Source organism: Acinetobacter sp. YH12120 (assembly GCF_013418795.1).
GTDB classification, from domain to species: Bacteria; Pseudomonadota; Gammaproteobacteria; order Pseudomonadales; family Moraxellaceae; genus Acinetobacter; species Acinetobacter towneri.
Genome location: NZ_VPBI01000014.1, coordinates 30,176 through 43,911, shown reverse-complemented (window position 1 = coordinate 43,911; position 13,736 = coordinate 30,176). Strand labels below are relative to the sequence as shown.

General features: G+C 42.7%; 15 protein-coding genes and 1 pseudogene. 6 read left to right on the top strand and 10 right to left on the bottom strand.

The annotated features are described in order from the left end of the window. Positions 1 to 386 precede the first annotated feature (386 nt). The 6 genes and pseudogenes from rluB to FTU58_RS09890 form a co-directional block, all read right to left on the bottom strand. Positions 387 to 1,259: pseudogene (gene rluB / locus FTU58_RS09915) on the bottom strand (23S rRNA pseudouridine(2605) synthase RluB); the annotation flags it as partial. 41 nt (positions 1,260 to 1,300) lie between these two features. Then, positions 1,301 to 1,894: an SMC-Scp complex subunit ScpB gene (gene scpB, locus FTU58_RS09910; RefSeq protein ID WP_004972340.1), complete on the bottom strand. Its 594-nt coding sequence runs from the start codon at positions 1,892 to 1,894 to the stop codon at positions 1,301 to 1,303. Then, positions 1,891 to 2,685 (bottom strand): ScpA family protein, encoded by a 795-nt coding sequence (locus FTU58_RS09905; RefSeq protein ID WP_180062397.1) that lies wholly within the window; start codon positions 2,683 to 2,685, stop codon positions 1,891 to 1,893. Before FTU58_RS09905 ends, scpB begins: the two co-directional genes overlap by 4 nt. Before the next feature lie 227 nt (positions 2,686 to 2,912). Further along, a complete protein-coding gene (locus FTU58_RS09900; protein ID WP_096902074.1) occupies positions 2,913 to 3,185 on the bottom strand; it encodes a hypothetical protein in 273 nt (90 codons plus the stop codon). A gap of 68 nt (positions 3,186 to 3,253) precedes the next feature. Further along, positions 3,254 to 3,871: an L-threonylcarbamoyladenylate synthase gene (locus tag FTU58_RS09895; protein ID WP_004972336.1), complete on the bottom strand. Its 618-nt coding sequence runs from the start codon at positions 3,869 to 3,871 to the stop codon at positions 3,254 to 3,256. A 91-nt stretch (positions 3,872 to 3,962) separates the two neighbouring features. Further along, on the bottom strand, positions 3,963 to 4,625 hold the full coding sequence (locus FTU58_RS09890) for an elongation factor P hydroxylase (RefSeq protein WP_096902070.1): 663 nt from the start codon (positions 4,623 to 4,625) through the stop codon (positions 3,963 to 3,965). Positions 4,626 to 4,723: 98 nt separating this feature from the next. On the opposite strand from FTU58_RS09890, the gene FTU58_RS09885 reads away from it, so the two are divergent. From FTU58_RS09885 to lysM, 6 genes are all read left to right on the top strand, one after another. Next, positions 4,724 to 5,281, top strand: coding sequence for a DUF177 domain-containing protein (locus FTU58_RS09885; RefSeq protein ID WP_131260705.1), 558 nt, complete (start codon positions 4,724 to 4,726; stop codon positions 5,279 to 5,281). A gap of 76 nt (positions 5,282 to 5,357) precedes the next feature. Continuing rightward, on the top strand, positions 5,358 to 5,540 hold the full coding sequence (rpmF, locus tag FTU58_RS09880) for a 50S ribosomal protein L32 (RefSeq protein ID WP_004972331.1): 183 nt from the start codon (positions 5,358 to 5,360) through the stop codon (positions 5,538 to 5,540). 204 nt (positions 5,541 to 5,744) lie between these two features. Further along, positions 5,745 to 6,731, top strand: coding sequence for an ACP S-malonyltransferase (fabD, locus tag FTU58_RS09875; protein WP_180062396.1), 987 nt, complete (start codon positions 5,745 to 5,747; stop codon positions 6,729 to 6,731). Then, positions 6,728 to 7,462: a 3-oxoacyl-ACP reductase FabG gene (gene fabG / locus FTU58_RS09870; RefSeq protein WP_004972328.1), complete on the top strand. Its 735-nt coding sequence runs from the start codon at positions 6,728 to 6,730 to the stop codon at positions 7,460 to 7,462. Before fabD ends, fabG begins: the two co-directional genes overlap by 4 nt. 83 nt (positions 7,463 to 7,545) lie before the next feature. Then, on the top strand, positions 7,546 to 7,782 hold the full coding sequence (acpP, locus tag FTU58_RS09865; protein WP_001279871.1) for an acyl carrier protein: 237 nt from the start codon (positions 7,546 to 7,548) through the stop codon (positions 7,780 to 7,782). A gap of 251 nt (positions 7,783 to 8,033) precedes the next feature. Then, complete coding sequence (gene lysM / locus FTU58_RS09860) at positions 8,034 to 8,507, top strand: peptidoglycan-binding protein LysM (RefSeq protein ID WP_004972325.1); 474 nt, start codon at positions 8,034 to 8,036, stop codon at positions 8,505 to 8,507. A 327-nt stretch (positions 8,508 to 8,834) separates the two neighbouring features. Here lysM and FTU58_RS09855 read toward each other — a convergent pair whose 3' ends face one another. The 4 genes from FTU58_RS09855 to FTU58_RS09845 form a co-directional block, all read right to left on the bottom strand. Further along, positions 8,835 to 10,118: a ribonucleotide-diphosphate reductase subunit beta gene (locus FTU58_RS09855; protein WP_180061023.1), complete on the bottom strand. Its 1,284-nt coding sequence runs from the start codon at positions 10,116 to 10,118 to the stop codon at positions 8,835 to 8,837. A gap of 139 nt (positions 10,119 to 10,257) precedes the next feature. Next, on the bottom strand, positions 10,258 to 10,392 hold the full coding sequence (locus FTU58_RS14095; RefSeq protein WP_004972322.1) for a hypothetical protein: 135 nt from the start codon (positions 10,390 to 10,392) through the stop codon (positions 10,258 to 10,260). A gap of 62 nt (positions 10,393 to 10,454) precedes the next feature. After that, positions 10,455 to 10,649 carry a hypothetical protein gene (locus FTU58_RS09850; RefSeq protein WP_179988535.1) on the bottom strand — a complete coding sequence of 65 codons (195 nt, stop codon included), beginning with the start codon at positions 10,647 to 10,649 and terminating at the stop codon, positions 10,455 to 10,457. A gap of 88 nt (positions 10,650 to 10,737) precedes the next feature. Then, positions 10,738 to 13,560, bottom strand: a complete 2,823-nt coding sequence (locus FTU58_RS09845; protein WP_180062395.1) for a ribonucleoside-diphosphate reductase subunit alpha — start codon at positions 13,558 to 13,560, stop codon at positions 10,738 to 10,740. Positions 13,561 to 13,736 lie beyond the last annotated feature (176 nt).

The window sequence follows — 13,736 nt, the reverse complement described above, 5'->3', positions numbered from 1 at the left end:
ATCAATTTGGCGTATTTCAGCTTTTAGAATTTTTTAAAGCTTTTATTGCCAAACGGTTTGCGTGGTGCATTTTCGTCACGACGTTCACGGTTGCCGTAGCTGTTGCCATCCTGACGTGGTTCACGGTTGCTGTAGCTGTTACCATCCTGACGTGGTTCGCGGTTGCCATAGCTGTTACCGTCTTGGCGACGCTCACGGTTGCCATAGCTATTGCCGTCTTGGCGACGTTCGCGGTTGCCATAGCTGTTACCATCTTGACGACGCTCACGGTTGCCATAGCTATTGCCGTCTTGGCGACGTTCACGATTGCCATAGCTGTTACCGTCTTGGCGACGCTCACGGTTGCCGTAACTGTTACCTTCTTGGCGTGATTCACGTGGTGCAAAACCTGTGTTTTGTGCAGCTTCTTCGGTGTCACGACGTTGCTGACGCAAGAAACCACCACGACGAGCCGCCAATGGTTTTTCCTGCATACGCTCATTGCGACGTTTTGCCATGCCGTACAAACCTGTGCCTTGACGTGGTTTTAACTCAACCGCTTTGGCAAGGTTATCGATGTCATTTTTATCCAATTCCATCCAGCGACCTGTACGTAATTCACGCGGTAAAATTACCGTGCCGTAACGGGTACGCAATAGACGGCTGACTTTCAGACCTTGTGATTCAAAAATACGACGAACTTCGCGGTTACGACCTTCTTTTACCACCACTTGATACCAGCGGTTAATACCATCACCGCCAATTTCAGAGAAAGATTCAAACTTGGCAGGGCCATCATCTAGCACTACGCCGCGCAGCATGTTGTTTTTCAGTTGTGGTGTCACTTCACCCATCACACGAACTGCATATTCACGTTCAATTTCGTTCGATGGGTGCATTAAACGGTTGGCTAATTCACCATCGTTGGTGAATAGCAATAAACCTGTCGAGTTAATGTCCAGACGACCAACCATTACCCAACGATCATTGGCAATTGCAGGCAGGTTATCAAATACAGTTGGGCGCTGTTCTGGGTCGTTGCGTGAGCAAATTTCGCCTTCTGGTTTGTAGTAAATCAGAACACGACGACGAATTTCATCTTCAATTTGGAACTGAACTTTACGACCATCGATGCGAAGCTCATCACCTGGTTCGATACGTTCACCCACTTGGGCAACTTGGCCGTTGACACTCACACGACCAGCGGCAATGACTTCTTCCATATAACGGCGAGAACCCAAGCCTACTCGTGCGAGTACCTTTTGCAACTTTTCACTCATGACAGCATAACCTTAGAAATGATCATCAACAGTTTACCTATTCAAGACACAGACGCAGATGCATCGAGTGCCATGAAAGCTTCCTTGGCATCCTGTAGGGGAGGCAATTGACTTAAGGAATTCAAGCCAAACGCATTTAAAAATTGAGGCGTTGTAACCAACAACGCAGGTCTTCCTGGGAGTTCTCGGAAACCTGATTCTTTAATCCAGTTCCAATCAAACAATGTACGTAAAATTTGACTATTGTTTGATACTCCGCGAATTTGTTCAATATCTGCACGGGTCACAGGTTGGTGGTAGGCAATCACAGCCAGTATTTCTAGCAGTGAGGGTGAAAGTCGGGTCGGACGTTCAGGCCATACCTGTGTAATAATTGTACGATACTTTGCCCGCACCTGAAAACGGAAACCTTGTGCGGTTTCGATCAGTTCAATCGAGCGACCATGTTGTAACATGGCCAATTGTTGTAAAAACTGGCGCAATTGCGCTTTGCTGTACTTATCTTGAAACGCTTCTTTCAGACGTGCTAAAGACACAGCACTGTCACTGGCAAAAATAATTGCTTCGAGTTGCATCAGCACTTCATGCTGTTGTTCGCCTTCAGACAAGCTTGAAATTATTGGTTCTGGATTCATGTCTGCGCCCCTTGAATGCTCAATGGTGCTTCAATACCGCTGCTGATAATGCACACTTTTTGCTGGCGGGTCAGTTCTAAAATCGCCATAAAGGTCACCACCATGCCCATGCGTCCCTGACTTGGTTTAAGCAACGCGTCAAAACTTAGTACTTCACCCGATGCGAGTTTGGCTTCAATAAATGCAATCCGTTCTTCAAGTAAAACAGGTTCTTGCAAAACTTGATGGGTGACAGGTTCAGGACGATTAAAAATACAGAACAAGGCATCACGTAATTGATCGGCTGCATAGCCAACATTATTGACTGCGGTATGCCCTAAGCTAAGATTGGTAGCAAAGGTATCGCGTTCCAAAACAGACATTTGCCCCAAGCGTTCAGCTGCTTGCTTGACTCTTAAATAGGTTTCTAAACGGTCAATCAGCTCTTGTTTTGGGTCTTTTTCAATGCTGCTGATACTTGCAGGTTTAGGCAACAACAGGCGGGATTTTAAATCGGCCAGTAATGCCGCCATCACCATATAATCGGCAGTCAGTTCAATATTTAGCGATTTCATGGCATCCATATACGACAAATATTGCGATGCAATCGGGGCAATATCTAACTGAAGTAAATCGAAGCCATTTTTTTGAATCAGGTAAATTAAAAAGTCGAGTGGTCCTTCGAAATGCTCTAACAGAATTTCAAATGCTGCAGGAGGAATATACAAATCCTCAGGAATCGACTCTTGCCACTCATCTAACACACGAATGTGTTGGGCAGGTTCCATCGCATTGTGGAGGGATTGATTCATTACAGTGTTGGGCCACGCGAATTTTCAAAAGCATGCAAATGCTATTTCCGCTTCAGATAAGAAGGAGATGGAGAAATAGCTCAGAATTAATAGCGGCTAGTCTAAAGGATATCGTGATTGAAATAAATCTGTTCTACGACCAAATATCAAAAAAAGCCTAAAATAAATCGGGATTGAGGGAGATTTAAGGCAAGTTGTAAAAATTAACTCATTCAATCTTTAAGTATTTATTTCTGTTTATTCTGTAATGCGTATTCAATCATTGCCATGCAGCTGTCTTGCAGGCAAAGATTACGGCTTTCTGATTGTGCCAAAAGTGCTTTGCATAATGCTGCATCTAAAAAATAAGTATAAGTAGCGGGAGGTTCAGGCATTGTTGCTGTGAATGCAGTTTTGGAACATACGATTGCATCGGACTCTAATGTCCAAGGATGTTGCACATAAATGTGCATCTCATCCGAGAACTGCTGCAAATTTAACAATACCTGAAATAAAGTCATCGGTTTAATTCATGCAAGCAAGGCTTTTAAACTGCCGTGCTGTCAATCACTTTGAAGGTAGTGAATGCTTATTCAAAAGCACTCACATCTCCCACACCACGACGCACAATTTGCGGGTTGTCGCCCGATAAATCAATAATACTGGTGGTGCTAAGTGTGCCTAAGCCACCATCAATCAGTACATCAATACGTTTGTTGAGTTGTAGATCAATCTCGTATGGATCATCTAAAGGGTCTTCTTGCCCCGGTAAAATCAGGGTGCTGGTCAGTAAAGGTTCGCCTAATTCTTTAAGCAGCATGCGACAAATGGGGTTGCTTGGAATACGCAAACCAATGGTTTTTTTATTGGGATGCATCAAGCGACGCGGAACTTCACTGGTCGCAGGTAAAATAAATGTGGTGACCGCAGGCGTATTGTTTTTCAGCAGACGATACATGGCATTGTCCACTTTGGCGTAGGTGGCAATATCCGATAAATCGGCACAAATAATGGCGTATTGGTGTTTTGCACCTAAACCACGAATTTGTGAAATGCGCTCCATCGCGTTTTTATTACCAATTTGGCAACCAATCGCATAAGCAGCATCGGTTGGATAGACCACCACATCGCCTGCGCGTATGCGTTCAACCGCTTGGCTGATTAGACGCGGCTGTGGATTTTCAGGATGTACTCTTAAATGCAACATATGAATTCCTCAGTAGCGTAAATGTGACGTTAGGCTCATTATGAAAGGGGATTGATGTCAGTTGCAATCATTGCCTTGTGCTTTATTACATTTAATCCAAATTTTTTCGTTCAAACTCTGCAATTTGTAATGTTTTGCCACCTCGGGTGCAGTAACAAATACATTCAATAAAGCGTTTTGCATCGCGTGGTAATTTGGCTTCTCCGTTAAAATAACGCTGCACTTGGGCAAAGACATTGTCTTTAAATGTGCGGCCATCTCCACCTTCACCGGTCAGGTTATCTAAAGATACACGGAATTTTCGTCCAAACGCTTGAGCAAACAGCCATTCAATGGCTTGAGGTTTAATTTCAACCTGTTCAAATAAGGCTTGTTGTTCCTGAGTACGACCATCGGGAGCATACCAATAGCCTAAGTCTGGCAGTAAACGTCGTTGTTCGCCTGCGATGCTCCAATGGCTAATTTCATGTAAAGCGCTATTAAAGAAACCATGTGCAAATTGAATACGTGCAGGCTGTGTTGCCGTGGCAGGAAAGTACTCAGGTTCAAAATCACCTTTGACCAAGTTCACATTTAGGTGGGAAAACCAGTGATTAAAGTGTAAGATGAGCCAGTCCACCTGTTCCGTTTCTGTATTGAGTTTTGCCCAGTCCGAGAGTTGCACTTGGGGGTGCGAAGTGTCAGAATTGGTGGTTGGAAGTGTGCTCACAAGTGATGAAAAATTCACTTCTGTTTGCGGCTGCAACAGATGCATGACTGTGTTACCCAAAATTGGTCTGTCTAAATAAGTACAAAATTGTATCTTAATCTTTGACAGAGTACTGATGAATTTGTAGAATTGCCGCCTTAATTATGTCAGCAAATACCTTTCCGGCACAGATTGAGCCGTTTAAATGGGCTGAACAGGGCTTTACATGGTCAGGTAACCTGCCATTGTCTCGCTTTGCTCGTATCGCCCGTGAAGCTGTTGGATCAATTGATGATCAATTGGTTAACATAGACTGTAAGCTATCAATGGATGCGTATCATCGCATTGTATGGCTAGATGGTCATATTGAAACGAGAGTTCCAATGGAATGCCAACGCTGCTTGGGTTCTGTAGAAATAGACCTCGTTTCAGATTTTCATCTAGCTCTTGTGGATGATGAGTCACTGATAGAGCGCTTGGATGAGGATGCTGATTTCATTGTATTAGGTGAAAGTGAAGCCACCACCAAAGGCGATTATGATTCGCCTGCGACGGCTAATTTACTGTCACTTATAGAAGATGAATTGTTATTGTTGTTGCCTTTATCTCCTAAGCATGACGCTTGCGAGCATAAGCATCAACCTGCCATTCAGAACATTGCCGAAGAAAAACGTGATAATCCGTTTGATGTTTTGGCAAGTTTGAAAGGTAAACTTAACTGAAAATTATGTTATAATTTTTAGTTAAGACAACTCAATTTGTTCTGATCCATTTTTTCGATCTTTGTAAGGAGCCATCATGGCCGTTCAGCAAAACCGTAAAAGTCGCTCTCGCCGTGACATGCGCCGTTCACATGACGCTTTAACCGAGAATGCATTAACTGTAGACCAAGCTACTGGTGAAACTCATCGTCGTCACCACGTAACTAAAGATGGTTTCTACCGTGGTCGTCAATTATTCGCTAAAGCAGATGCTGAATAATTGGTGATGTATTAAGCGTCAAGCTTAGTAGAAAAAATGGGAGCGTAAGCTCCCTTTTTTTGTGCCCGATTTTTGTTGTATTTGGCAATTACTAAAAACAAAATTAAGTGTTAAATTTCCGCTCCATAACTGAGCTTACATGAGAAGGTGTGGGTTGTAGCTGCAAAAAACTACAATTTGCGCATCTTAATTAAAGGATTTTTTATGTCTGCTAAACGACTCGAGCAAGCAGCTCAAGCCACTAAAACTGCATTTGTCTTTCCTGGTCAAGGCTCACAAAAAGCCGGTATGTTGGCTGAGCTTGCAGAACAGTTTAGCGGTGTGCGCGAAACATTTGCAGAAGCCTCTGAAGCGATTGGCTTTGACTTATGGCACATTACACAAAGTGGTGAAGGTTTAGACCAAACAGAATTTACTCAGCCTGTATTACTCACTGCAAGTATCGCTTTATGGCGTGTGTGGTTAGAGTTGGGTGGTGTTGCACCAAAATATTTGGCAGGACACTCATTGGGCGAATACAGCGCATTAGTAGCTGCAGGCAGCTTGAGCTTGGGCGATGCCGTTAAACTGGTAAACTTGCGCGGCAAATTAATGCAAAACGCTGTGCCACAAGGTCAGGGCGCAATGGCTGCCATTTTAGGCCTTGAAGATGCCAAAGTGCTTGAGCTATGTGAACAAGTGAATGTGCAAGGTCGTGGCTCGGTAGAAGCAGCCAACTACAATGCACAAGGGCAAGTGGTTATTGCAGGCGATAAAACTTTAGTCGAAGCAGTAATGGCATTGGCCAAAGAAAATGGCGGTAAAGCCATTGCCCTGCCTGTATCTGTACCTTCACACTGTTCATTGATGAAACCTGCTGCCGAACAGTTTGCACAAGCTTTGGAACAAACTGCCATTGAGCTACCGCGTATTCCTGTAATACAAAATGTCAACGCTGGAATCGCGGCAGATGTTGCGCAATTAGGTCAGGCACTCACTGCGCAATTGTACCAATCGGTGCAGTGGACACAAACCATGCAATACCTACAAGATCAGGGTATTGAATATATCGTGGAATGTGGCCCAGGCAACGTATTGGCGAATCTTGCGAAGCGTTTACCGAATATCGAAAAAGCATTCCCACTCGACACACAAAGTCGTATGGAAGATGCACTAAATGCCATTTTAGTGGCAGAAGGGAAAATTGCATGACACAAGAACGTAAAGTTGCATTAGTCACAGGTGCAAGCCGAGGGATTGGTGCAGCCATCGCTCAGCAACTCATTCAAGACGGTTTTTTTGTGGTAGGTACTGCCACTTCTGAAGCGGGCGCAGAAAAATTATCGGCAAGTTTTGCAGAAAACGGTGCAGGTAAAGTATTGGATGTCCGTGATGGTGCAGCCATTGATGCATTGGTTTCTGAAATTGAACAAAGCTATGGTTCAGTTTTGGTTTTAGTTAACAATGCGGGCATTACCAAAGATAATTTGTTACTGCGTATGTCAGAAGATGATTGGGATGACATTCTCAACATTCACTTAAAGGCAGTTTACCGTTTATCTAAACGTGTCTTGAAGGGCATGACCAAAGCACGTTTTGGACGCATTATTAATATTAGTTCTGTGGTAGCACATTTTGCGAACCCAGGACAAGCGAACTATTCTGCGGCAAAAGCCGGTATTGAAGCATTCAGCCGTAGCCTTGCCAAAGAAATGGGCAGTCGTCAAATTACAGTAAACTCGGTTGCTCCGGGCTTTATTGCAACTGAAATGACAGATCAGCTAAGTGAAGAAATTCGCAAAAAAATGAGTGAGCAAGTGGCATTAAACCGTTTAGGTGATCCACAAGATATCGCAAATGCAGTGAGTTTCTTGGCTTCTGACAAAGCTGGTTACATCACTGGTACAGTGTTACACGTAAATGGTGGTTTATACATGAGCTAAGCTCAAGTATAAACTTTCAAAATTTTATAGATTCAATTAAACTAACGGCATTAAAAACGCCACAAGCAATGAGGAGAATTCCTGTGAGCGATATCGAACAACGCGTTAAACAAGCGGTTGCAGAACAACTTGGTCTTAAAGCTGAAGAAATCAAAAACGAAGCATCTTTTATGGATGACTTAGGTGCTGACTCTTTAGACTTAGTAGAGCTTGTAATGTCTTTCGAAAACGATTTTGACATCACAATCCCAGACGAAGATTCTAACGAAATCACAACAGTTCAATCAGCAATCGACTACGTAACTAAAAAACTTGGTTAATTGTTGATTTCAGCTCTGCTGAAATGAAAGCCACCGCAAGGTGGCTTTTTTATGCGCTGTCGTTTTTACAATCGAATATGAAAAAGGCGCATTTTGTTAAATGTGTGATGTAGCTTACATTTTGTTACCAGGCTAGTGTCTAATCACAACCGAAGTCGCTTATTTTTTTAGTTATAAATGAATGAGAACAGAAACGTGCTTATGTAAGTGAGCGACGCTTTATAAACAGCAGAAAAAAATAGGAGTACCTCATGGGTCTTTTTGATTTTGTAAAAGGGATTGGTAAGAAAAATACAGCACCTGCAGAGCCACAAGCTGCACCAAGCACACCTGCAGAACCATCAGCACAAGAAATTGCCAATAAACTTTTGGGGCATGTGAAAAGTTTAGGCTTACCTGTAACAGGTTTATCGGTGAGTTATAACGCAACTACTGACTTAGCGACAGTGCGTGGACAGGTCAACAGTCAGGCAGACCGTGAAAAAATTATTCTTGCAGTGGGTAATATTGACCATGTTGCACAAGTAGATGATCAACTCACAGTTGCAACCCCAGAACCAGAAAGCAAGTTCTATACAGTAAAATCAGGCGATACCTTATCTAAAATTTCTAAAGAATTTTATGGGGATGCCAACCAATACAACAAAATCTTTGAAGCTAACCGTCCATTACTAAAAAATGCCGATGACATTTTCCCAGGACAGGTGTTGCGTATTCCTGCATAAATGTGAGCAGCCTGAATAAAGGCGCGTGATGCGCCTTTATTTATTTTGTTTTTTGTCGTTTTTGGGCTGTTGGATTATTGTCCTATTCTCATAATGAACAAAAGAAGTAAAAAAACGGCATTGTTGTATAAATATTTTGTAAGATAACGATTTTTAAAGGTTTATGGAAATTTTAAAAATAAATAAATTAAAAAAAATCAAATTGTTAGGTATTTGCACAACCTAGCCATTAAATACTCGATCGTATCTTTAAAAAAACCGCCATGAATGGCGGTTTTCTCAATGACAACTCATGTGTCTCACAACGATATTTTATGTGTCGCGATATTACCAGCTCAATGCACCGCCAGTCTGGTAATCGGTCACACGCGTTTCAAAGAAGTTCTTCTCTTTACGCAAGTCCATCATCTCAGACATCCATTGGAACGGGTTGTTTACGCCAACAAACTGTTCAGGTAAACCGAGCTGACTTAAACGACGGTTACAGATGAATTTCAAATATTCTTCCATCATACCTGCGTTCATACCCAATACGCCACGTGGCATAGTGTCACGCGCATATTCAATTTCAAGCATCGTGCCTTCAAGAATCATTTGAATCACTTCTTGCTGGAATTCTGAAGTCCACAAGTGCGGGTTCTCAATCTTGATTTGGTTAATCATGTCGATACCAAAGTTCAAGTGCATAGATTCATCACGTAAAATGTACTGGAATTGCTCTGCAACACCGTTCATTTTGTTACGACGACCCATCGACAAGATTTGGCTGAAACCGCAGTAGAAGAAAATACCTTCAAGTACACAATAGAATGCGATTAAGTTGCGTAGCAAAATTTGGTCGTTTTCTGGTGTACCTGTTTTGAAAGTAGGATCACTTAAAGATTGCGTATACTTCAAGCCCCATGCTGCTTTACGCGCAACCGATGGTACTTCGCGGTACATATTGAAGACTTCGCCTTCATCCATACCTAACGATTCAATACAGTACTGGTAAGCGTGAGTGTGAATCGCTTCTTCAAAGGCTTGACGCAAAATGTACTGGCGGCATTCTGGGTTGGTAATGTGGCGATAAATAGCCAATACCAAGTTATTAGCAACCAATGAGTCTGCAGTAGAGAAGAAACCAAGTGAACGCATTACAATGGTGCGCTCATCTTCAGTTAAACCATTTTCAGACTTCCACAATGCGATGTCGTGGTTCATGTTGACTTCTTGTGGCATCCAGTGGTTTGCACAACCATCTAGATATTTTTGCCATGCCCATTCGTATTTGAACGGTACAAGCTGGTTTAAGTCTGCACGACAGTTGATCATGGCTTTATCATCAACCTGTACGCGCGATGCACCCATTTCCAGTTCTTCAAGACCAGGTGCAACGTCCAATTGATCTAGAGCGTTAGATGCTCTTGCCAACGGATCGGTTGAATCTGTTGCTCCACTTCTAGGGGCTGTAGCGGGTTGTGCAGCTGCCACAGTCTTCTGTGGTTGCTCTGCATGAGATACCATCTGCGTATCATGCGCTTTTTGCGGTTCGACGGGCGCAGACTTGTGTTCAGGAGCAGCCGGTTTTTGCGAATCATCTTCGAAATCGTCCCAACTTAGGATAGACATATCAATTCTCTCTTCGTTGCTTTATATCTTTTATGGACATCCAGCTACGCTGAGATGTCTTAATATACGCTTAATTTGTGAAAGCAAAATTAAGTTTTGCTCATCTTGGTCTGAAAAATGTACATTCCGACCAATTTGCTCACGACTTATTTTGCTTTCGTTGTTGTTTTGCCGCTTGTACCCAAAAGTAAGCAATCGGTGCGTAAAACAACACTACAAAGGAAACCAGCAAGACCGCGAGTCCTAACATATAGTTGTGGGTCATGTGTGGCATGGTGATTTCCTTGGTTATTCAACTGGATTGGTTGCCCTAAGTTTTAAGACAACCAAAAAATCTTATAAATTAAAAGTTGAACTCAATAATTTTGTTACTAACTCATTCTCTAACAGAATATTAATCGCTAGCAAAAGGCTTGATGTTGCTTCTACTAAATTTGCACAACTGTTTAAAATATCAGCTAAAGCTAGTAAAAATGTAATGATTAATAAGCTCACGATAGCTCCATTTATATTGTAAGAAGCTACTTTCATGGCGATGTGCTAGTAAAAACATCTACTAGAGTCACATTATTTGCCACGTAGGTAGCTAATAATGTTTTCTGACTTCTAGTTATTTATTTTACTGACAAGCCTCACAATCAGGATTATCAATACTACATGCCATTGGCACTGGTGCTGCTTGAGCAAAATCTTCATCAACAGCTGCAGACGCTTCTGGTGTAACGGCTGCCACAGGGGCTGCTGTTACTGTTGCAGGTTTTACTGCGTTCAATGCGCCCGTGTTAATGGTCGATTTCTCTGCAGACGTTGCACCCAATGCACGTAGGTAATAAGTCGTTTTCAGACCACGTAACCATGCCATTTTATAAGTCAGGTCAAGTTTCTTACCGTTTGCACCTGCAATATACAAGTTCAACGATTGCGCCTGATCAATCCATTTTTGACGACGTGATGCTGCATCTACAATCCAGCGTGGTTCAACTTCAAACGCAGTCGCGAAAATTGCTTTCAATTCTTCAGGAATACGTGAAATTTTTTGTACTGAACCTTCAAAGTGTTTCAGGTCATTCACCATCACAGAATCCCACAAATCACGCTCTTTCAATGCACGAACGAGGTAAGGGTTGATTACTGTAAATTCACCAGACAAGTTCGATTTCACATACAAGTTTTGGAATGTCGGCTCAATAGACTGAGAAACGCCACAAATATTTGAAATGGTTGCAGTCGGAGCAATCGCCATCACGTTTGAGTTACGCATACCATCTTTTTGAACTTTGGCACGTAAGCTGTCCCAATCCAAACGCTGTGTACGGTCTACTTCAAACATACGTTCTGGACGCGATTTCGCCACAATGTCTAAAGAGTCAATTGGTAAGATGCCTTGATCCCACAATGAACCTTTAAATGTTTCGTAAGTACCACGCTCAACCGCTAAGTCGCTAGACGTTTGAATCGCGTAGTAGCTGATCACTTCCATAGACTCATCGGCAAAATCAACTGCAGCATCTGAACCATAAGCCAAGTTCATCTCATAAAGCGCATCTTGGAAGCCCATGATGCCCATACCTACAGGACGATGTTTCAAATTTGAATTGCGTGCTTGTGGTACAGCGTAGTAGTTGATGTCGATGACGTTATCGAGCATACGTACCGCAGTTTTAATAGTACGTGCTAATTTTTCACGGTCTAACACACCACCTTGAACGTGTTGCACAAGGTTGATTGAACCCAAGTTACATACCGCAATTTCATCTTGGTTAGTATTGAGGGTAATTTCAGTACATAAGTTAGATGAGTGCACTACGCCAACGTGTTGTTGCGGTGAACGTAAGTTACATACGTCTTTGAATGTGATCCACGGGTGACCTGTTTCAAACAACATTGACAACATTTTGCGCCATAAGTCCTTCGCACGAAGTTTTTTATGCAGCATGTTAGTTTCTTTAGCAATGCTTTCGTAGTACGCATAACGCTCAGCAAAAGCTTCGCCCGTCAAGTCGTGTAGGTCTGGTGTTTCAGATGGCGTAAACAATGTCCATTCTGCATCTTCAAAGACACGTTGCATGAACAAGTCAGGCACCCAGTTGGCTGTGTTCATATCATGGGTACGACGACGGTCATCCCCTGTGTTTTTACGCAGCTCTAGGAATTCTTCGATGTCTAAGTGCCAAGTTTCTAAGTACGCACATACCGCACCTTTACGCTTACCACCTTGGTTGACCGCAACAGCAGTATCGTTCGCTACTTTTAGGAACGGAACAACACCTTGAGATTTACCGTTTGTTCCTTTGATGTAGGAGTTCAAAGCACGTACTGGTGTCCAGTCATTGCCTAAACCACCTGCCCATTTAGACAGCATCGCATTGTCACGCATCGCGCCATAAATGTTGTAAAGGTCATCGGAAATTGTAGTTAAGTAACAGCTTGATAACTGTGGGCGTAGCGTACCTGAGTTAAACAGGGTAGGCGTAGATGCCATGTAGTCGAAGCTAGACAATAAGTTATAGAACTCGATTGCACGTGCTTCACGGTCATCTTCATTGAGCGCCAGACCCATTGACACACGCATAAAGAACAATTGTGGAAGTTCAAAGCGTACGCCATCTGAGTGAATGAAATAACGGTCAAATAAAGTTTGCAGACCTAAATAGGTAAACTGGTTTGAGCGTTCAGGTTGAATCGCTGCAGCAAGTTTGGCAAGGTCAAACTCAAGTAAGTCTGCAGAAAGCAAATCAAGTTCTACACCTTTTTTCAGGAAAGTTTCTAATGCTTCGCCTTCAGGTGTATCTGTTGCCAAACCTAAAAATTCTAAGCCTGTTGCTACCAAGTCATTACGCAATAAACGCGCAGTCACATAGGTATAGTTCGGCTCTTGCTCAATACGGGTACGAGTCGCCATCATCATGGTGGTTGAGATGTCAGACTCTTTTACACCGTTGTAGAGGTTTTTCACGGTTTCATCAATGATGGCATCTACATCAATGCCTTCTAAACCTTCTGCCGCTTTATTCACGGTTGCTTTTAACTCACCTAAATCTAGTGGTTTAAGCTGACCGTTTGCATCAGTGACTTGTAAAGTTGGGTGATGGTTTTCACCTGCTTGCTTACGTGCTTCTGAGCGTTGTTCACGGTAGATGACATAAGCACGAGCAACTTTTTGCTCGCCTGTACGCATGAGCGCAAGTTCAACTTGGTCTTGAATTTCTTCAATGTGAATGGTTCCGCCAGACGGTAAACGGCGGTTGAATGTGTTCAACACCATTTCAGTCAGTTGTTCGATCCGATCATGAATGCGGCTTGAATCGGCGCTTTGTTGACCTTCTACAGCCAAAAACGCTTTGCCAATTGCAACTGCAATTTTTTCAGCATCAAAAGCGGCAACATCACCAGTGCGTTTAATCACTTGTAATTGACCAGGGGTTGAGGTGATTACGCTCATGTCAGCATAGCTCCATTGTCATCTATTGTTATGTTTATGGACCATTAAACTGGGCAAAACTTAGGCCGCAGTGATTGAGGAATAAACACAAGACTTAGTGGTTTAAAATTGAATTGAACACAAGATACGGGAAAATTGAGGGTAGATCAATATTGACTTTTTCTTTTAAATTTTGA

What these genes read in the sequence shown, in the direction of transcription:
- FTU58_RS09900 (WP_096902074.1), bottom strand. Translation starts at nt 3,185, where the DNA reads ATGACTTTATTTCAGGTATTGTTAAATTTGCAGCAGTTCTCGGATGAG.
- lysM (WP_004972325.1), top strand. Translation starts at nt 8,034, where the DNA reads ATGGGTCTTTTTGATTTTGTAAAAGGGATTGGTAAGAAAAATACAGCA.
- FTU58_RS09845 (WP_180062395.1), bottom strand. Translation starts at nt 13,560, where the DNA reads ATGAGCGTAATCACCTCAACCCCTGGTCAATTACAAGTGATTAAACGC.
- fabG (WP_004972328.1), top strand. Translation starts at nt 6,728, where the DNA reads ATGACACAAGAACGTAAAGTTGCATTAGTCACAGGTGCAAGCCGAGGG.
- FTU58_RS09895 (WP_004972336.1), bottom strand. Translation starts at nt 3,871, where the DNA reads ATGTTGCATTTAAGAGTACATCCTGAAAATCCACAGCCGCGTCTAATC.
- FTU58_RS09890 (WP_096902070.1), bottom strand. Translation starts at nt 4,625, where the DNA reads ATGCATCTGTTGCAGCCGCAAACAGAAGTGAATTTTTCATCACTTGTG.
- FTU58_RS09850 (WP_179988535.1), bottom strand. Translation starts at nt 10,649, where the DNA reads ATGAAAGTAGCTTCTTACAATATAAATGGAGCTATCGTGAGCTTATTA.
- fabD (WP_180062396.1), top strand. Translation starts at nt 5,745, where the DNA reads ATGTCTGCTAAACGACTCGAGCAAGCAGCTCAAGCCACTAAAACTGCA.
- FTU58_RS09855 (WP_180061023.1), bottom strand. Translation starts at nt 10,118, where the DNA reads ATGTCTATCCTAAGTTGGGACGATTTCGAAGATGATTCGCAAAAACCG.
- rpmF (WP_004972331.1), top strand. Translation starts at nt 5,358, where the DNA reads ATGGCCGTTCAGCAAAACCGTAAAAGTCGCTCTCGCCGTGACATGCGC.
- scpB (WP_004972340.1), bottom strand. Translation starts at nt 1,894, where the DNA reads ATGAATCCAGAACCAATAATTTCAAGCTTGTCTGAAGGCGAACAACAG.
- FTU58_RS14095 (WP_004972322.1), bottom strand. Translation starts at nt 10,392, where the DNA reads ATGCCACACATGACCCACAACTATATGTTAGGACTCGCGGTCTTGCTG.
- FTU58_RS09905 (WP_180062397.1), bottom strand. Translation starts at nt 2,685, where the DNA reads ATGAATCAATCCCTCCACAATGCGATGGAACCTGCCCAACACATTCGT.
- FTU58_RS09885 (WP_131260705.1), top strand. Translation starts at nt 4,724, where the DNA reads ATGTCAGCAAATACCTTTCCGGCACAGATTGAGCCGTTTAAATGGGCT.